We start from the raw sequence: 18,872 nt of genomic DNA, 5'->3' as shown, positions 1-18,872 counted from the left end.
GCAATCAAAGGAGTTTCGCCCATGTCCAATCCGTCGATCTTGATCCTGCCCGGCGACGGCATCGGCCCCGAAGTCATGGACCAGGTGACACGTGTCATCGACTGGTACGGCGCGAAACGGGACCTGGCCTTTGACGTGTCCACCGACCTTGTGGGCGGTGCCGCCTATGACGCGCACGGGGTGCCGCTGCACGACGACACGATGGCCAAGGCGCAAGAGGTTGACGCTGTTCTTTTGGGTGCCGTGGGCGGCCCGAAATACGACGATCTGGACTTTTCGGTAAAGCCTGAGCGCGGCCTGCTGCGCCTGCGCAAAGAGATGGACCTGTTCTCGAACCTGCGCCCGGCGCAATGCTTTGACGCGCTGGCCGACTTCTCGTCCCTGAAGAAAGACATCGTTGCGGGCCTCGACATCATGATCGTGCGCGAACTGACCTCGGGCGTCTATTTTGGAGAGCCGCGCGGCATCTTCGAAGAAGGCAACGAACGCGTGGGCATCAACACGCAGCGCTACACCGAAAGCGAAATCGAACGCGCCGCCCGTTCGGCCTTTGAACTGGCGATGCGCCGCAACAAGAAGGTCTGCTCGATGGAGAAGGCCAACGTGATGGAGAGCGGCATCCTGTGGCGCGAAGTCGTCACACGCGTGGGTGCGGATTACCCCGAGGTGGAACTGAGCCACATGTATGCCGACAACGGTGCGATGCAGCTGGTGCGCGCGCCCAAGCAGTTCGACGTGATTGTGACCGACAACCTGTTCGGTGACATCCTGTCGGATTGCGCGGCAATGTTGACCGGGTCGCTCGGTATGTTGCCGTCTGCTTCGCTTGGTGCACCGATGGCCAACGGTCGGCCAAAGGCGATGTACGAGCCCGTGCACGGCTCGGCCCCCGACATTGCGGGTCAGGGCAAGGCGAACCCGATTGCCTGCATGCTCAGCTTTGCCATGGCGCTGCGGTACAGCTTTGACCAAGGTGACGAGGCCGCGCGACTGGAAAATGCCATCGAAAAAGTGCTGGCAGATGGCGCACGGACCGCAGACCTGATGGGCCCGGAGGGCGGCACGCCGCTGTCGACGGCCCAGATGGGTGACGCGATCCTCGCCGCCCTCGACGCCAGCCTGTAAGCCTGACGCGGGCGCGCGATAGCCATATTTCGCGCGCCTTGTAAGGGCAGGAATTCCTGACTTGGGCCATCACGGCACGATCACCACCTCGTGATCTGTTGTAACGGACCAAAGGAAATTCCATGTCCCTGTTCCCTCTTCGCGCCGCGTTGTGCGCCCTTGTTCTTGGTGGCCTCGCGGCTTGCGATCTTGCTTATCCCGTCACGGTCATCGGTGACGATGGCATGACGTTCCGAGGCTCTGCCACAGACACGTTCCTGCATGGCGGCAGCTTTCAGGCCACGAACGGCAATGCTGTTTGCACAGGCACCTATGACAAGTTCGCGGACATCAGCACGGTCAGCTTTCCGGTGTCCTGCAACAACGGTTTGCGCGGGGTCGGCACGGCATATTTCCAGTCGCCCACTGCCGGCTCTGGCTTTGTCACCATGACGGATGGCAGCCGCTGGCAGTTCATCTTTGGACAAGGTGCGTTGTCCATTTAAGTAGCGTCGGGGCTGGTGGACCACTGCCTGCCCCGCTATGCACCGCCCAAACCAACCACCAAGGCGACGCTCATGTCCTCCAACGCAAAAGGTGCCCTGCTGGCCCTGATCGCCTTTGGGCTCTTTTCCACCCACGACGTGTTTATCAAGACGTTGGGCGCGACCTATTCCCCGATCCAGATCGTGTTTTTCAGCGTTCTGCTCAGCTTTCCGCTGGCGACGATCATGCTGATGCGGGATGCCAAGCCCGGCACGCTGGTGCCCGTGCATCCATGGTGGATGGCGCTGCGTACGGTGGGGGCCGTGATCACGGGCGTTTCGGCATTTTATGCGTTTTCCAACCTGCCCTTGACGCAGACCTATGCCATCCTCTTTGCTACCCCGTTGCTGATCACGGTACTGTCGATTCCAGTGCTGGGGGAGAAGGTACGCCTGCCACGTTGGCTGGCCGTAATCGTCGGGCTGCTGGGTGTCATGGTGGTGCTGCGCCCCGGCACCACCGACCTGACGCTGGGCCATGCGGCCGCCATTGTGGCAGCCTTTGCCGGGGCGTTTGCGTCCATTGTCGTGCGCAAGATCGGGGCCGAAGAACGCACGGTCGTGCTGCTGCTCTATCCCATGACGGCGAATTTCATTGTGATGGGGATCGCGCTGGCATTTGTCTACAAGCCAATGCCGATTGAGCATCTGGGCATGCTCGCCGTCATCTCGGTCATGGCGTGGATCGCCGGGCGGTTCATCATTGCGGCCTACCAGACGGGTGAGGCGGCCATCGTGGCGCCCATGCAATACTCGCAAATCCTGTGGGCGACGGCCTATGGCCTGATCTTTTTCGACGAGACGCCGGACATCTACACCGGGGTCGGTGCGGCCATCATCATCGCTTCGGGCCTGTTCATTGTCTTCCGCGAAAGCACCTCCGGAAATTCGGAAAACACACCCGTTTTGCGCACCCGCAGCCGCGTGGGCACCCCCGGTGCGTTTCGTGTCAGCAGCTTGATGACCAGCGGCCGGTTCCGCGACAAGACACTTGCCAAGACGCAGGACGCGGAGTAATTCCGCGCGCATCGGTCGGAGTGTAGCTCAGCCTGGTAGAGCACTGTCTTCGGGAGGCAGGGGCCGGAGGTTCGAATCCTCTCACTCCGACCAATTTCCGAAAGGTTGATCTGTTCATTGGCTGTGGACCGACGTTGGCAAAATAGCCCTTCGATCCGCCGTCAATCCAAGATACCCATGTTTGGCTTGACCCCTTGAAAGACCCGCCCATGCCAACACTGCCCGATTTCCGTCTGGAGACCCATTTTGCCAAATGGGAGTTCAAGGCGCGCTACCACATGACGGCGTCGGACGCCGAAAGCCTCTCGATGCGCGACTTGCTGGCCATGGCGACGCCCGAGGACCGTGAAGAGTTCGAGGGGATGTGGCTGGGCTATACCGAGACCTTTGGCGCCCCCGATCTGCGCGCCGCGATCGCGGATACTTACGCCAGTCAATCTGCGTCCGACATCCTGTGTTTTGCGGGGGCAAGCGAAGGCATCTTTGCCGCCAACAATGTCATTCTGGATGCTGACAGCCATGCCATCGTGGTCACGCCCAATTACCAAAGCCACGAGACGCTGCCCATCGCAATTTGCGAGGCAACCGGCGTGCCACTGGATCCAAACGATGGCTGGTCGCTGGATATTGACCGCATCAAGGATGCCATCCGGCCAAACACAAAGCTTGTCACGATCAATTTCCCCCATAATCCGACCGGCACCATCCTGCCGTTGGATCGGTACATGGCCTTGATCGAGCTTTGCCGGACACACGGCATCTACATCCTTCATGACGAGATTTTTAACGGGCTTGGCCCTTCTGGCACTGAGCACCTGCCCTTTGTCGCGGATGTATACGAGCGGGGCCTGTCGCTGGGCGTGATGTCCAAATCCTATGGCCTTCCCGGGCTGAGGATCGGCTGGATCGCCTGTCAGGACCACGCGCTGCTGTCTCGGATGGAGCGGATGAAACACTACCTGTCCATCTGCAATTCCGGTCCGAGCGAGCGGTTGGCCAAGATCGCCCTCAAGAACCGGGACACATTGTTAGCCCGCAACTGTGGGATCGTGGATGAAAACCTACCCAAGTGGGATGCGTTCTTTGCCCGCCATGCCGACCTGTTCGACTGGGCGCGCCCCGACGGGTCCTGCATGGCGTTTCCGCGCTACAAAGGCCCCGAGGGCGTGGAGGAATTCTGCCGCACCTTGGTCGAAGACAGCGGCGTGCTGTTGTTGCCCAGCACGATCTATTCCTCGGAACTTGGCCAGACTCCCACGGATCGCTTCCGCCTTGGCTTTGGTCGCACTGGTTTGGATGAAGGGCTGGCCGCGATGGATGCGCACCTGATGAAGAACAGGCGCACCTGAAACCCCAAACCACCCGTCGCGGGCAGACTGGCGCATGTCGCGAAAGCACTGGACAGAACTGTCCAGTGTTTTGCACGCTGTGCGCAATCAAGACTCAGTCGACAGGGAACGGACATGAATTCGCAATACAGAGTAGTGGTGATTGGCGGTGGTGTTGTGGGGGCATCGGTCCTGTATCACCTGGCCAAGATGGGATGGTCGGACGTGGCCCTGATTGAACGGTCGGTGCTGACCGCCGGGTCCAGCTGGCACGCCGCTGGCGGTATTCATGCGTTGAACGCCGATCCGAACATGGCGTCGTTGCAAGCCTATACCATCGACCTGTTGCCCGAGATCGAAAAGGAAAGTGGTCAGAACATCGGGCTGCACATGACCGGTGGTCTGACATTGGCGGGCACGCCCGAGCGGTGGGAATGGCTGCAATCCGCGTTCCGCGTGTTCCAGTCCATCGGCATCGAAGACTGCGAATTGCTGACCCCCGGGCAGGCGCAGGACCGCTGCCCCATCATGTCCACAGATGGCGTGTTGGGCGCGATGTGGGCCGACCGTGAGGGCTATGTCGACACCACGGGCACCGTCCACGCCTATGCCACCGCCGCCAAAAAACGCGGCGCGTCCGTGTTCGAACACACCAAGGTCGAGGCGTTGGAGCAGGTCCATGACGGCTGGATCGTGAAGACCGACAAGGGCGACATTCGTTGCGAACACGTGGTCAATGCCGCGGGCCTTTGGGCCAAGCAGGTGGGGCGCATGGCGGGGATCGAATTGCCCGTGTCCCCGCTCAAGCACCATTACCTGATCACCGACCAGATCCCCGAAGTGGCGGCCCATGACTTCGAGATGCCTATGACCGTGGACCTCGAGGGCTTCACCTATATGCGGCAGGATCAGAAGGGCATCCTGATCGGTATCTACGAGTTGGAGCACCAGCACTGGGCCATGGACGGCGCGCCGTGGAATTACGGGATGGAGCTGTTTCAGGAAGACCTCGACCGGATCGAGAATGAGCTGATGCTAGGCTTTGCCCGCTATCCGTCGGCGGAGAATGTGGGGATCAAGACGTGGGTAAACGGGGCCTTCACTTTCTCGCCTGATGGCAACCCGCTGGTGGGGCCGGTGCCGGGCAAGAAGGGGTACTGGTCCGCCTGTGCCGTTATGGCCGGGTTCCTGCAGGGCGGCGGTGTCGGCAAATCCCTCGCCGAATGGATGATCGAGGGCGAGCCGGAGGCGGACGTTTATGCCATGGACGTGGCCCGCTATGGCAAGTTTGCCGAGAACAAGCAGTACATCAAGGAAACCACCGGACAATTCTATTCCCGCCGGTTCGTAATGTCCTATCCGAACGAGCAACTGCCCGCAGGCCGTCCCCTCAAGATGGCCCCGGCGCATGATGCTATGACCGCCGCCGGGTGCCGTTGGGGATCAAGCTGGGATCTGGAGACGCCGCTGTATTTCGCGCCGTCCGAGGATTTCGAGGAGAACCTGACCCTCAAGCGCTCGAACGCGCATGATATCGTCGCTGCCGAGTGCAAGAACGTGCGCGAAAATGTGGGCATGGTGGACATCACCGGCTTCTCGCGGTTCGAAGTGACGGGGCCAAAGGCCGAAGCGTGGTTGAACCACGTCATGGCGTCGAAACTGCCTGCACCGGGTCGGGCCAAGCTGGCGCCGATGTTGGGCGAGGATGGGCGGCTTAAGGGCGACCTGACAGTGCTCAATTGGGGGAACGGCACGTGGTGGATCATGGGGTCCTATTACCTGCGCGCCTGGCACATGCGCTGGTTCGACGATCACATGATGGACGGTGTCACGATCCGCGATCTGGGCGAAGAGATGTGTGGCTTTGGTCTGACCGGCCCGAACTCCCGCAAGGTGATCGAGAAGCTCTGCCATCAGGACATCGGGGCGCTGAAGTTCATGGGCTGTGGCGATTTCGATGTGGGCATGATCCGCGCCAAGGTGGCGCGCATGTCGGTCGCAGGCGAGATGGGGTTCGAGATCAACTGCCGCTATGGCGATCACGTCAAACTGCGCCGGATGCTGCTGGACGCGGGCGAAGAGTTTGGCCTGCAGGAATATGGCTTCAACGCCATGTTGTCGCTGCGGCTCGAGAAATCCTTTGGCATCTGGTCGGCGGAATTCACCCAAGGCTACACGCCCGGAATGACGGGCATGGACCGTTGGATCGACTGGGACAAGGACTTCGTGGGCAAAGAGGCGGCCGTGGCCGAGCGCGATGGCAACGGGCCTGCGCAGCATCTTGTGACGTTGGAGGTTGACGCAGACGATGCAGATGCCAGCGGGTATGAACCCGTGTGGAAAGGCGACACGCGTGTGGGCTTTGTGACCTCGGGTGGATACGGGCACACAGTGCAAAAGTCGCTCGCCATGGCATTGGTGGATGCGGATGCCGCCACAGAGGGCACCGACCTCAAGGTGCATGTTGTCGGCGTCGAACGGTCGGCCAAGGTGATCGCGCCGTCCCCCTATGACCCCACAGGCAAGGCGATGCGCGGATGACCGACCAACCTCGCCGTCGTCGGGGCCGTGGTGCACCACCGGCCAAAACCCGCACCACGAATTACCGCAATCTGCGCAATCCGTTCCCACCGATGAATGTGTTTTCGGAAGACCGGATTGCGGCGATGCACGAGGCGTCGCTGGATGTGCTGGAACGGCTGGGCATCAAGGTGCTGCTGTCCGAGGCGCGGGCGCAGTTCAGAGCGGGCGGCGCGCGGGTCGATGACAGCACCGAGATGGTGCATATCGGGCGTGAAATGGTGGAGGCGGCGCTGGACACCGCGCCCAAGTCTTTCCCTCTGATCGCAGGCAACCCGGATCGGAATCTGGTCATGGAGCTGGGGTCGATGATCTTTCAGCCCGGTGCGGGCTGTCCCCATGCCACCGATCTGGACCGCGGACGACGCCCCGGCACCGAGCAGGACTTTCGAGAGCTGATCCAGTTGACCCAGCACTACGATGTGCTGCACATGATCCCGCCACTGGTGGAACCACAGGATGTGCCCGTTCATTTGCGCCACTATGCGACGGTCAAAGGGCAGATGGAGCTGACGGACAAGCTGCCGTTCATCTTTTCACGGGGAACCGGGCAAGTTGAAGAGAGCTTTGAAATGCTGCGGGATTTTCGCGGGCTTTCAGATGCGGAATTTGCGGCCAATTCGCATAGCTACACGATTATCAACACCAACTCACCCCGCCAGTTGGACATTCCCATGGCCCTCGGGGTCATGGACTTTGCCAAGGCGGGTCAGATGGCCATCATCACGCCCTTTACCCTGATGGGCGCAATGGCACCGATCACGGTGGCCGGGGCCATGACGCTCAGCCATGCGGAGGCCTTGGCGGCGATCACATTGGGCCAGTTGGTCAACCCCGGCGCGCCGGTGTGCTACGGCACGTTCACGTCCAACGTGGATATGAAATCCGGTGCGCCCATCTTTGGCACGCCCGAGCACTTCAAGGCGTCGCTGGCTGCAGGGCAATTGGCCCGCCACATCGGACTGCCGTGGCGTTGTGCGTCCGGGTCGGCTGCAAATCTCAGCGACGTGCAGGCCGCAAATGAGACGCAGTTCGGCACGTGGGGCTGCCTTATGGCCGGGGCCACGGTCACGCTGCATTCTGCGGGCTGGTTGGAAGGTGGATTAACCATTTCCTACGAAAAACTGGTCACGGATGTGGAGGTCTTGCAGATGGTCGCCGAACTGTGCGCAGCCACACCCGCAGAGGACGCGGAGATCGCAATGGACGCGCTGGAAGAGGTGCAACCAGGCGGACATTTCTTTGGCGCTGCCCACACAATGGAACGCTACGCCACCGAATTCTACGAACCTGTCGTGGCCGACTTTGCCAATTTCGGAACATGGGAAGAGCGCGGCAGTGTCGATGCAACAACACGGGCCACGGATGTGTGGAAGGGCATTTTGCGCGATTTCACTCCGCCGCCGACCGACGGCGATCGGATCGAGGCACTGCATAAATACATCACTGACCGAACAGCCGCCGGTGGCTGTGCACCGACCAACTGATGGACGCTCCACTTCTGCACCGGGACGACCCCGACAAGGACCCGTTGATCGGCAATGTGAAGGTTACGCGTCAGGACTGGATGAATGCCGCCTTGACTGTGCTGAAACAGGGTGGCGTCGAAGCCGTCAAGGTCGCCGATCTGGCTGGACACTTGCAGGTGTCTCGGTCGAGTTTCTACTGGTACTTCAAGAATCGCACGGATCTTTTGAACGCCCTGCTGGAGCATTGGCAGAACACCAACACGGCTGCCATGGTGACGCAAGCGAATGCACCCGCGCGCACCATTACTGAGGCGTGTTGCAACATCTTCCATTGCAACATCGACACCGCATTGTTCGACAACCGGCTCGACTTTGCGATCCGGGACTGGGCGCGGCGGTCAGAACGGGTGAATACTGTACTAAAGGCAGGCGATGCGGCCAGACTGGATGCACTGACCGCCATGTTCACGCGCTTCGGCTATGCCCCATTGGAAGCCACGGCACGGGCACGGGTGATTTACTATATGCAGCTTGGTTACGACAACGCGAAACTGGGTGAAACGCTGGAGGAACGGCTTGCCATGGTCCCCGGGTACCTCGTGGCGTTCACGGGCAAAGACGCCGCCGAACACGAGATCGCGGCCTTCAACACCTATGCGCGCGAGGTGGCGGCACACTCCGCCCCTGCTTGACCTTTTTGGAAAATAGTTATGTCGTATGACGATACTTCCAGGGAGAACGTATGCGCACTCAGGTCGTCATAGTCGGTGGCGGGCCATCAGGCTTGTTGCTGGGCCAGCTTTTACACAAGGCTGGAGTTGAAACAGTGGTGCTGGAGCGTCAATCCCGGGAGTATGTGCTTGGGCGCATCCGCGCGGGTGTATTGGAACGCGGCCTTGTGGATTTGATGGGACAAGCCGGCGTCGACGCCCGCATGAAAGCCGAAGGGTTTGTGCATGATGGAACGTTGATCGCCTACGACAACGACATGTTTCGCGTGGATTTCGCGGCCCATACGGACGCCACGGTTCTCGTTTATGGCCAAACCGAGGTCACACGCGATCTGTATGATGCGCGCGACAGCACGGGCGGTGACACCCATTTCGAAGTAGAAGAGGTGTCGATCCAAGATGCCGACACCGATGCACCCTTCGTGACGTATTCCCAACACGGGCAAACTCACCGAATTGACTGCGATTTCGTCGCGGGCTGTGACGGGTTCCATGGGGTCAGCCGGAAAACGATCCCAGAAGATGTCCGAAGAGAATACGAGAAAGTGTATCCGTTCGGTTGGCTGGGCATCTTGTCGGAAACGCCTCCCGTCAATGACGAACTGATCTATGCCAACTCCGATCGTGGCTTTGCCCTGTGTTCGATGCGAAATGCCAATCTGAGCCGGTACTATATCCAGTGCGAGACATCGGATGACCCTGCGAATTGGACAGACGAGGCATTCTGGGACGAGCTGCGCCGCCGCATTCCCCCGCAAGCCGCCGAAGCGTTAGTGACAGGCCCCAGCATCGAAAAATCCATCGCCCCGCTGCGCAGTTTTGTGTGTGAACCCATGCGGTGGGGACGTCTGTTTCTATGCGGCGACGCGGCTCATATCGTGCCACCGACCGGTGCCAAGGGGCTGAACACGGCGGCATCGGATGTGCATTATCTGAACCAGGGCCTGCGCCAGTATTACGGCGAAGGTGATTCCGCGGGTATTGATCAATACTCGATAAGGGCCTTGGCCCGGGTGTGGAAAACTCAGCGTTTCAGTTGGTGGTTTTCGACGCTGATGCACCATTTCCCCGGTCAGACCGAATTCGACAAGAAGATGCAGTTGGCGGAGCTTGCCCTGCTTCGGGACAACAACGAGGCACAGGCTGCAATGGCCTTAAATTACGTAGGCCTTCCCTACTGATGGCGACCCCGGCAGGATTCGAACCTGCAACCTGCCCCTTAGGAGGGGGCTGCTCTATCCAGTTGAGCCACGGGGCCGTTGAACATCGAATTATCGTTTCGTGCAGCCGTTGTCACCCGTTTCAGCACGATACAAGCTGTCCAAACGCTTGAATCCTGAACGGTTTTGACGGTAACTCGGATGAAACACCTGAAAGGACCGTCTTTGACCGAACGCCCTGCCCGCCCGTTGACCCTGCGCGATGTTTCTGCCGCGTCCGGCGTGTCCGAAATGACCGTCAGTCGGGTGCTGCGCAACCGAGGGGATGTCTCCGAAGCCACGCGCAAAAAGGTACTGGAAGCTGCCAAAACGCTTGGCTACGTGCCCAACCAGATTGCCGGGTCCCTTGCGTCACAACATGTGAACCTTGTCGCGGTCATTGTCCCGTCGCTGAGCAATATGGTGTTCCCCGAGGTACTGACAGGCATCAACCAAGTGCTCGAAGAAACCGCCCTTCAACCTGTCTTTGGCGTGACCGACTACATGCGCGACAAGGAAGAACGGGTGCTGTACGAAATGCTGTCGTGGCGCCCGTCGGGCGTGATCATCGCGGGGCTTGAACACTCTGACGCGGCGCAGGCGATGCTACAGAATGCAGGTATTCCGGTGGTCGAGATCATGGACACCGACGGCAATCCGGTCGACAATATGGTTGGCATTTCGCACCGGCAGGCCGGGCTCGATATGGCCAAGGCCATCCTGAAACAGGGCTATTCGCGCATTGGATTTATGGGCACATCCATGCCCCGCGATCACCGCGCGCGCAAACGGTTCGAGGGGCTGACCGAAGGGCTTGCCAAAGCAGGGATCGAAATCGAAGCCCGCGATTTCTATGAGGGTGGCTCAGCGCTGGCCAAGGGGCGCGAGATGACCAAGACGATGCTGGATGCAAATCCAGACCTCGATTTCCTGTATTATTCCAATGACATGATTGGCGCAGGCGGCTTGCTGTACCTGCTGGACGAAGGCATCGATGTGCCAGGTCAGATTGGTCTTGCCGGGTTCAACGGAGTCGAACTGTTGCAGGGGCTGCCACGTCAATTGGCGACGACCGATGCCTGCCGGCTTGAAATCGGGCGCGCCGCAGCCGAGATCATACGCGACCGCAACGCCGACGGCGCAGATCCTGCGCCCAAGCACATCACGCTCACTCCCAAGATCTCCTACGGCGATACGCTGCGCCGCACCATGCGGACGTGACGCCCTTTACTCTATCGAACACTCAAGCGCGTGGCGTCTTTCTGCACCGTCACCTTTTGACAGAAACGCCCGCCGGTCCGGCCCATGGTGCCGCGCTGCTGGATCTGATCACACAGCTTGGCTTTGTCCAGCTTGACAGCATCAACACCGTTGCACGGGCGCACGATTTGATCCTTTTTGCGCGCAAACCTCGGTATCGGCCCAAGAACCTGAAAAACCTGTACGAGCGCGACCGCGCCTTGTTCGAACATTGGACGCACGACGCGGCGGTGATCCCATCGGCATTCTATCCGTATTGGCACCTGCGCCGCGAAAGAGACGCCGCCCGCCTGCGCGACAGGTGGAGCGAGTGGCGCCGCGACGGGTTCGAGGCGAAATTCCAACCCGTGTTGGACCGTATCCGAGAGCAAGGGCCATGCTGCTCAGGCGACGTGGGACAGGATGAAAAGCGAGGTTCCGGCGGTTGGTGGGATTGGCACCCGTCCAAAACCGCACTTGAATACCTTTGGCGCAGCGGCGCCCTTCAAGTCGTCAAACGTGAAGGCTTCCAGAAATACTACGACCTCACCGAACGGGTGCTGGACGCGCGCACTATCGGCAATGCACCAGATGTCGAGGAAACCATCGACTGGTGCTGCCGCGAGGCGCTGAGCAGGTTGGGCTTTGCCACACACGGTGAATTGGCCGCCTTCTGGGATCATGTCAGCCCGGCAGAGGCCAAGGCATGGTGCGCCCAAGCGCTTGCAACCGGGCGTATCATGCAGGTGAATGTGACGGGCGTGGATGGGGTGGCACGGACAGCTTTTGCTTGGCCGAACCTGCCCGATGACCCGGCCTTGCACCACGAACCCACGTCCCGTTTGCGTGTTCTGAGCCCGTTCGATCCTGCCTTGCGTGATCGCAAACGCGCCGAACGTCTGTTCGGATTCGCCTATCGGATCGAGATTTTCGTGCCTGAACCCAAACGCACCTATGGCTACTATGTCTTTCCCCTGATGGAGGGCGACCGGATCGTAGGCCGGGTGGATATGAAAGCGCACCGCGCCGATGATGTACTGCGTGTCCGCGCCGTGTGGCCCGAGCGTAAGGTGCGCTGGGGCAAGGGTCGGCAGGCCGCGTTCGAAGCGGAACTGGATCGTGTAACCAAAGTGGCAGGTGTCTCGCAGATTGCCTTTGAGGAAGGCTGGCTGCGGACGGCGCTTTGACTTGCGTCCGAAGTCAAAGCATCTACGCTGCCGCCCATGACACTCACCACCTCATACACACCGAAAATCCGCTCTGTTGGACTGGATGGTGTGCTTGTGACGTTTGGCGACAAGGCAACCGACGCAGCCAACCGCGCGGCGATCGCCTTTCGCGGTGCTGTGGATGCCGAACGCTGGGATATGATTTCGGAAAGCAGCAGCACACTGGTGTCGGCGTTCTTCCGTGTCGACCTGTCAGTGCATGCCTTCGAAGCCGTCGCAGACCGCTTGAATAGTGAACTGTCCTCCCGGAACTGGTTCGATGCGCCATTGCCCGAAGGCCGGGCGCTCTGGACCATCCCAGCTTCGTTTGGCGGGCACCGTGCACCGCAATTGGCCGAGGCCGCAGAGGCTGCCGGGGTGAGCGAAGAGGACGCTTTGCGTGAACTGACATCGACGCGCTTGAGGGTGCTCACATTGGGCTTCGCGCCGGGTCAGCCGTATCTTGGCACATTGGATGCGCATTGGAATATTCCCCGACAGAAAGAACTGACACCGAATGTTCCAGCGGGTGCGTTGGTGGCTGCGGTCCGTCAGATATGCCTGTTTGCAAATGACACGCCCACGGGCTGGCGGCATGTAGGTCAATCCGCATTTGCCTGTTTTCGCCCGCAAGGCGACACGCCCTTCCCCCTCGCGCCGGGCGATGAAGTTCAGTTCACCGATATCTCCGCGGCAGAGCTGGCGCGCATTGAAGACAAGGTGACCGATGGATCAGGCGGTGCCACGCGTGAGGTGCTGGGATGACCGCATTGCGTGTTGTTCAGGTGGGCCCCGGTGTTGCGGTACAGGATCTGGGCCGCACTGGACTTCTGGCGAAAGGGCTGACGCGCGGCGGTGCCGCAGATCGGCTGGCCGTATACGAGGGGGCCGCGTTGCTGAAGCAACCCAAGGACCTCGCGGTTCTCGAGATGGTCGGCACCGGCGGTACGTTCGAGGCGACGGCGGATATACGTGTGGCGTTTACCGGCGCAGAAATGACGGTGCAAATTGACGGATCTGCCGCGGCATGGAACGCCAGCCACATGGTCCCCAAAGGCGCGCTTTTGGTTATCGGGCCAACACGCGCCGGGACTTACGGCTACCTGCATGTCGGTGGCGGCTTTGACACCGAACCCATGTTGGGGTCCCGCGCAACACATCAATCCTGTGGGTTGGGCGCGTTGGTCACTGCTGGTGACACGCTACCGGTAGGACAGGATTCTGGTGGTGAGGTTGGTTTGACATTGCCACGTGATACCCGGTTTGAAGGGGGCACGGTGCGCATTGTGCCCAGCATGCAAACCGATGATTTCCCAGAAGAAACGCGCCATCGTTTCGAAGCCACAACCTTCCGCCGCGATCCACGCGCCAACCGGCAGGGCATCCGTATGGACAGCGAAGGCGAGGGCTTTGCGGCGCCAGCCGCGCTTGGCATCGTCAGCGAAGTGATTGTGCCGGGGGACATTCAGATCACGGGCGACGGCACACCCTTTGTCCTGATGGCCGAAAGCCAGACGACTGGTGGATATCCCCGGATCGGAACGGTGCTGCCATGTGATCTGCCGCGTGTAGCGCAGGCGCCTGCGGGCGCGTCGCTGCAATTTCAGTTTGTAAGCCTTGACGAGGGCGCTGGCATCGAGGCTCGCGCGCGCGCCGACTGGGCGGCGCTGTCAAAGGCCGCCGCGCCGCTGGTCCGTGACCCGGCGATGATGCAGGATCTGTTGAGTTATCAATTGGTTGGGGGCGTGGTATCGGCCACCTACGCCCCGCTGGACGAAGGATGAAATGACCATGCAAGTCGATCTGAACGCCGATATGGGCGAGAGCTTTGGCCCCTGGAACATGGGTGATGACGCGGCGCTGTTGGAGACGGTGACGTCGGCCAACATCGCCTGTGGCGCGCACGCGGGCGACCCCGATGTGATGGCGACGACCATGGGCATCGCGCTGCAGAAAGGCGTTGGGATCGGATCGCATCCGGGCTTTGCGGACATCCAGGGCTTCGGGCGACGACGCATTGATATGCCTTTGAAATCACTTCAAAATTCAATCCGATGCCAAGTGGGGGCTACGCTGGGCATGGCCAATGCGCTGGGGGCCACGGTGCGACATATCAAACTGCACGGCGCGCTTGGGAACATGACGTCCGAAGACGAGGACATGGCGCGCGGGTGCTACGAAGCGGCCCTGTCGGCGCATCCCGATGCCATCATCATGGTGCTGGCGGCGACGGCGCAGGAACGCGCCGCACGGACCATTGGCGCGAAGTTCGCCTGCGAGATATTTGCGGATCGCGCTTACAATGATGACGCCACCCTCGTGGATCGGCGAAAGCCCGGGGCCATTATCCATGATGCTGAAATTGCAGGGAAAAGGATGGTCGAGATGGTGAAGGCGCAGGCCATCATCACCGACAGCGGCACGCGGATCGAGACACCAGTCGACACAATTTGCTGCCACGGGGATACGCCGGAAGCAGTGGAAATTGCAGCCTCTGTCCGCCGGACTTTGGAAGCCGAGGGGATTGCCGTGCGCGCCTTTGATGGGCGGACCGGGTAGCGTACGCGCAACGGTTTAAGGCCGGCATACAGCCGCACCGCAGCGTAATTGCGTTAACGCCATGAAAACAAGGGGGATGGCCGGTGCACCGGGCGTGCACCCCCTGTGCACCCCCCGTACACCGCCGCAGCGCAGAAACAGCACATTTTGATGGGTTAACGCACCGTTCGCGGCTCATTGTTCACAAATGATTAATGGGGGCGAAGGACACCTCTGCCTGACCTCGTAAGGCGCACCTATCGGTGCGCCCCGCACGTCAAACCAGCTCAGCGTCCGTCATAATCTCGACCAGCGCGGGGCCATCCACATCCAACGCTTTTTGCAAGGCGGCTTGGATGGCGTCGGACGACACCACCTTTTCGCCGTGCGCGCCGCAGATCTTGGCAAAGGCCGCAAAGGACGGATTGTGCAAAGATGTTTCCCACACAGGCCATTCGCCGGATTTCTGTTCCTTGGTGATCTTGCCCAGCTCGCCGTTGTGGAGCAGCACGTGGGTGATATCCATGCCGTATTTCACGGCTGTCGTCAGTTCCATCGCGTATTGGCCAAAGCCGCCATCGCCCGAGATCGAGATGATCTTGCGCCCTTTCAGCCACTCGAAATCCTGCGTCGCCGCCCATGCGCCCATGGCCGCCGGAAAGCCAAAGCCGATGGAGCCGAGATAGCCGGACATCAGCACACGCTGGCCCTTGGTTTCGAAATAGCGGCCAAAGGAATAGGTGTTGTTGCCCACGTCGACCGCGATGATCGCGTCCTCTGGCGCCACGCGGCTGAGCGCGTCGAAGATGGCGAAGGCGTGGATACCCTTTTCGGTTTCTTCCTCCATCCGGGACCGCTTTTCCTTGCGCCAGATGTCCCAACGCTCGGCCAGTTCGGTGATCTGGTCGGCGGCGTCGGCAGGCCGCGACAGACCGGGTGTGATCGCATCGCAAAAGGCACCGATCTCGGACCAGATGGGCAGGTCAACGGGGTGGAATTTGCCAAGCTGCATCCGTTCAAAATCGACCTGGATGATGGGTTTTGACGGCTCGATACCCGTGTGGTTCGAGAACGACGTGCCAAGGGTCAGGATCAGGTCCGCTTCGTTCATGAACCACGATGCGATCGGCGTGCCGGAACGGCCCAGGACGCCCGCTGCATTGGGGTGGCTGTCAGCCAGCAGCCCTTTGCCCTTGAACGTCGTCAGCACCGGTGCGCCGAGGGTTTCGGCCAGCGCCGTGATCGCCTCCATATGCTCCCACGCGCCGAAGCCGATCACGAAGATCGGGCGCTTGGCCTTGGTCAGCATGTCGAGTGCGTCGGCAACGTCTTCGTCCGTAGGTTTGATGGCGACGCGGCCCATGCGGCCGTCCGGTTGCGAGGCAGGTGCGTCGGACGGGTTGGTCTGCATGTCATCCGGGAAGATCAGGTGTGCGACGTCCTGCTGCACCACCGCGTTTTTCATGGCGAGTGACACAAGCTCCGAGTGTTTGGACGTGCTGAGAACCGTCTGACTGAACTTGCTGACCGCGTCGAACGCGCTGGCAAGGTCGATGTCCTGAAACGCGCCGGGGCCAAAGACCTGCGTTTGGACTTGACCGGTCAGCGCAAGGACCGGCGCGCGGTCCACCTTGGCGTCCCAAAGGCCTGTGAGCAGGTTCGTCGCGCCGGGGCCCGCGATGGTGAGGCAGGCGGCAGGGTGACCCGTCAACTTGCCATAGGCGGACGCCGCAAAGGCAGCCGCCCCTTCGTGCCGGATGCCCACATATTTCATCTCGCCCGCTTCGACCCGCATGCGGATCGCATCGGCAAGGCCAAGGTTCGAGTGGCCGACCATGCCGAACACGTGCTTCAGCCCCCAGTTGACCATGCTTTCGGCCATCTGGTCACTGACAGTGCGTTCATGCGGCGGCTCGGGTTCGAGCCCCACGAAGATCTCGTCATCCTCGATCTTGAGCGGATAGATTTTCTGGCCTGTATCCTCATGCCCACCGGGAGGGGCACCGGTCAGCGGGTCAAAATCCCAGCCATGCCACGGGCAGCGGATCCAGCACTTGTCATCTTCGCCCTTCTCGATCGACCCTTCGCCCAAGGGGCCCCGCTGGTGCGGGCAATGGTTGTCCATCGCGGCCCATTGCCCATCGAAATGCGACAGGCATATCGACACGGTGCGGGCTGTCACGGTCTTGACCCGCCCCTCTGGCAAGTCGCCGGTTTGTCCCACACGGATCCAATCGAGCGTTTCGGTCATGCTACTCCTCCAAACGGCACGCCCGAGATATCGGACATGTCCTTTTTCCATGTGGTCAGGTCATCGATGTTGAATTTCGACAGGTGATCATGGCCGCAGGCGCGGGCCATGACCTGCATCAGTTCGGTGCTCGCGTCAAAGAAGTTGGCCAGTTGCCGGGCGGATTTTTCGATGACCAACCGGTTGACCAGATGCGGTTTCTGGCTGGCGATGCCGACAGGGCAATTGTTGGTGTGGCAGGCGCGCATGGCGATGCAGCCGATGGCCTGCATGGCCGAATTTGACAGTGCCACGGCATCCGCGCCCAGCGCCAATGCCTTGATGAAGTCCGCCGGTTTGCGCAGGCCGCCCGTGATGACAAGGCTGACGTCGTGCCGTTCGAGCCGGTCCAGATGCGCGCGCGCCCGGGCCAGCGCAGGGATCGTCGGCACGCTGATATTGTCACGGAAGATGATGGGGGCCGCGCCCGTTCCGCCGCCACGACCATCAAGGATGATGTAGTCCACGCCCACCTTCAGGGCCGCGTCGATATCCTTTTCGATATGTTGCGCAGACAGCTTGTAGCCGATGGGGATGCCGCCGGTGCGGTCCCGCACCTCGTCCGCGAAATCCTTGATTTGCGCGGGGTCGGTCCATTCGGGAAAGCGGGCCGGAGAAATCGCATCTTCGCCCTCGTCCAGATGGCGGACCTCGGCGATCTTTGAATTGACCTTGTGGCCGGGCAAGTGCCCGCCGGTGCCCGTCTTGGCCCCTTGGCCGCCTTTGAAATGGAAGGCCTGGCATTTCTGCACCTTCTCCCAGGCGAAACCGAACCGGGCAGAGGCCAGTTCGTAGAAATACTTTGAATTGGCCTTCTGCTCTTCAGGCAGCATACCGCCCTCGCCCGAGCAAATGCCGGTGCCCGAGAGTTGCGCGCCACGGGCCAGCGCCAGTTTGGCAGGCTCCGACAGTGCGCCATAGGACATGTCGGACACGAACAGGGGGATATCGAGGTGCAGTGGCTTCTGCGCGTTGGGGCCAATGACGACGCCGGTGCCAACCGCCTCGTCCTCAAGCAATGGCGGTTTGTGCAATTGCGCCGTGATCAACTGGATATCATCCCAGTCGGGCAGCTGAACCCGCGGCACGCCCATTGCGTCCACAACGCCGTGGTGGCCGGTTTTGGACAGCCCGTCGCGCGCATATTGCTGGATCAGCCCGGCATAGGGTTCTTCGTCCGTGCCGTGGGACGTGTCGGCATAGAGCCCGAGATAGGCATCGCGATTGAAGGGTTGCGGATTGGCATGGCCCCACGCGTTGATTTCAGTTGCATCGACGCAGATATCGTCGCCCTCGACCCATGATTTGAACTTTGGCAGGGCCTCATCATTGGCGTATTCACTGACCCCGCTGTCCAGACGATAGTCCCAGTCATGCAAGCCGCATATCAAGTTATTGCCACGCACAAACCCGTCCGACATCAGCGCGCCGCGGTGCAGGCAGCGGCCATAGAACACGGACACATCATCGTCGAAGCGCACGACAACAAGATCGACCTCCCCGACGATGGCATAGGCGGGGCTTCGGTCGGGCAGCTTTGAAAGCTGCGCCACTACTTCTTTTTGCATTCGGTCTTCCACTGTCGTCTGTCAGATCAAATTGACACACAACGGTATCGGAAGCA

The 18,872-nt window shown here is 60.7% G+C and carries 15 protein-coding genes and 2 tRNA genes; 14 read left to right on the top strand and 3 right to left on the bottom strand.

Going from position 1 to position 18,872, the window contains the following annotated elements; translation table 11 throughout:
• The first annotated feature begins 21 nt into the window (after nucleotides 1-21).
• From leuB to pobA, 9 genes are all read left to right on the top strand, one after another.
• Nucleotides 22-1,125 (top strand): 3-isopropylmalate dehydrogenase, encoded by a 1,104-nt coding sequence (leuB, locus tag Q1A32_RS07420; protein WP_299651484.1) that lies wholly within the window; start codon nucleotides 22-24, stop codon nucleotides 1,123-1,125.
• A 122-nt stretch (nucleotides 1,126-1,247) separates the two neighbouring features.
• Complete coding sequence (locus Q1A32_RS07415; protein ID WP_299651483.1) at nucleotides 1,248-1,610, top strand: hypothetical protein; 363 nt, start codon at nucleotides 1,248-1,250, stop codon at nucleotides 1,608-1,610.
• Nucleotides 1,611-1,682: 72 nt separating this feature from the next.
• Entirely contained in the window at nucleotides 1,683-2,666 is a 984-nt protein-coding gene (locus Q1A32_RS07410; protein ID WP_299651481.1) for a DMT family transporter, read from the top strand.
• A gap of 16 nt (nucleotides 2,667-2,682) precedes the next feature.
• A tRNA-Pro gene (locus Q1A32_RS07405) sits at nucleotides 2,683-2,759 on the top strand.
• Between the two features lie 116 nt (nucleotides 2,760-2,875).
• A complete protein-coding gene (locus Q1A32_RS07400) occupies nucleotides 2,876-4,015 on the top strand; it encodes an aminotransferase class I/II-fold pyridoxal phosphate-dependent enzyme (RefSeq protein ID WP_299651479.1) in 1,140 nt (379 codons plus the stop codon).
• A gap of 114 nt (nucleotides 4,016-4,129) precedes the next feature.
• Nucleotides 4,130-6,535 (top strand): FAD-dependent oxidoreductase, encoded by a 2,406-nt coding sequence (locus Q1A32_RS07395; protein WP_299651477.1) that lies wholly within the window; start codon nucleotides 4,130-4,132, stop codon nucleotides 6,533-6,535.
• Nucleotides 6,532-8,061: a trimethylamine methyltransferase family protein gene (locus Q1A32_RS07390; protein WP_299651475.1), complete on the top strand. Its 1,530-nt coding sequence runs from the start codon at nucleotides 6,532-6,534 to the stop codon at nucleotides 8,059-8,061. The genes Q1A32_RS07395 and Q1A32_RS07390 overlap by 4 nt, the downstream gene beginning before the upstream one ends.
• The gene (locus Q1A32_RS07385; protein WP_299652823.1) at nucleotides 8,058-8,735 is read left to right on the top strand and encodes a TetR/AcrR family transcriptional regulator; all 678 of its coding nucleotides are present in this window, start codon (nucleotides 8,058-8,060) and stop codon (nucleotides 8,733-8,735) included. Before Q1A32_RS07390 ends, Q1A32_RS07385 begins: the two co-directional genes overlap by 4 nt.
• Before the next feature lie 50 nt (nucleotides 8,736-8,785).
• Complete coding sequence (gene pobA / locus Q1A32_RS07380) at nucleotides 8,786-9,955, top strand: 4-hydroxybenzoate 3-monooxygenase (RefSeq protein ID WP_299651473.1); 1,170 nt, start codon at nucleotides 8,786-8,788, stop codon at nucleotides 9,953-9,955.
• Here pobA and Q1A32_RS07375 read toward each other — a convergent pair.
• Nucleotides 9,956-10,032 (bottom strand) — tRNA-Arg (locus tag Q1A32_RS07375).
• A 103-nt stretch (nucleotides 10,033-10,135) separates the two neighbouring features.
• Between Q1A32_RS07375 and Q1A32_RS07370 the strand changes: the two genes are divergently transcribed.
• From Q1A32_RS07370 to Q1A32_RS07350, 5 genes are read left to right on the top strand one after another with little or no spacing between them, the layout of a single operon-like run.
• Nucleotides 10,136-11,194 carry a LacI family DNA-binding transcriptional regulator gene (locus Q1A32_RS07370; RefSeq protein ID WP_299607658.1) on the top strand — a complete coding sequence of 353 codons (1,059 nt, stop codon included), beginning with the start codon at nucleotides 10,136-10,138 and terminating at the stop codon, nucleotides 11,192-11,194.
• The gene (locus tag Q1A32_RS07365; protein ID WP_299651471.1) at nucleotides 11,191-12,399 is read left to right on the top strand and encodes a winged helix-turn-helix domain-containing protein; all 1,209 of its coding nucleotides are present in this window, start codon (nucleotides 11,191-11,193) and stop codon (nucleotides 12,397-12,399) included. The genes Q1A32_RS07370 and Q1A32_RS07365 overlap by 4 nt, the downstream gene beginning before the upstream one ends.
• 36 nt (nucleotides 12,400-12,435) lie before the next feature.
• A complete protein-coding gene (locus Q1A32_RS07360) occupies nucleotides 12,436-13,185 on the top strand; it encodes an allophanate hydrolase subunit 1 (RefSeq protein WP_299651469.1) in 750 nt (249 codons plus the stop codon).
• Entirely contained in the window at nucleotides 13,182-14,204 is a 1,023-nt protein-coding gene (locus Q1A32_RS07355) for a biotin-dependent carboxyltransferase family protein (protein ID WP_299651467.1), read from the top strand. Before Q1A32_RS07360 ends, Q1A32_RS07355 begins: the two co-directional genes overlap by 4 nt.
• Before the next feature lies 1 nt (nucleotide 14,205).
• A complete protein-coding gene (locus tag Q1A32_RS07350) occupies nucleotides 14,206-14,979 on the top strand; it encodes a LamB/YcsF family protein (RefSeq protein WP_299651465.1) in 774 nt (257 codons plus the stop codon).
• Nucleotides 14,980-15,235: 256 nt separating this feature from the next.
• Here the strand turns inward: Q1A32_RS07350 and Q1A32_RS07345 are convergent, their stop codons facing one another.
• Nucleotides 15,236-17,209, bottom strand: a complete 1,974-nt coding sequence (locus Q1A32_RS07345) for a thiamine pyrophosphate-binding protein (protein WP_299651463.1) — start codon at nucleotides 17,207-17,209, stop codon at nucleotides 15,236-15,238.
• The gene (locus Q1A32_RS07340) at nucleotides 17,206-18,816 is read right to left on the bottom strand and encodes a glutamate synthase-related protein (protein WP_299651460.1); all 1,611 of its coding nucleotides are present in this window, start codon (nucleotides 18,814-18,816) and stop codon (nucleotides 17,206-17,208) included. The genes Q1A32_RS07345 and Q1A32_RS07340 overlap by 4 nt, the downstream gene beginning before the upstream one ends.
• Nucleotides 18,817-18,872 lie beyond the last annotated feature (56 nt).

The sequence above is a fragment of the uncultured Tateyamaria sp. genome (assembly GCF_947503415.1).
Lineage (GTDB): Bacteria > Pseudomonadota > Alphaproteobacteria > Rhodobacterales > Rhodobacteraceae > Tateyamaria.
Note: the sequence above shows the minus strand (reverse complement) of the source record. Positions and strands in the feature narration are given on the sequence as shown.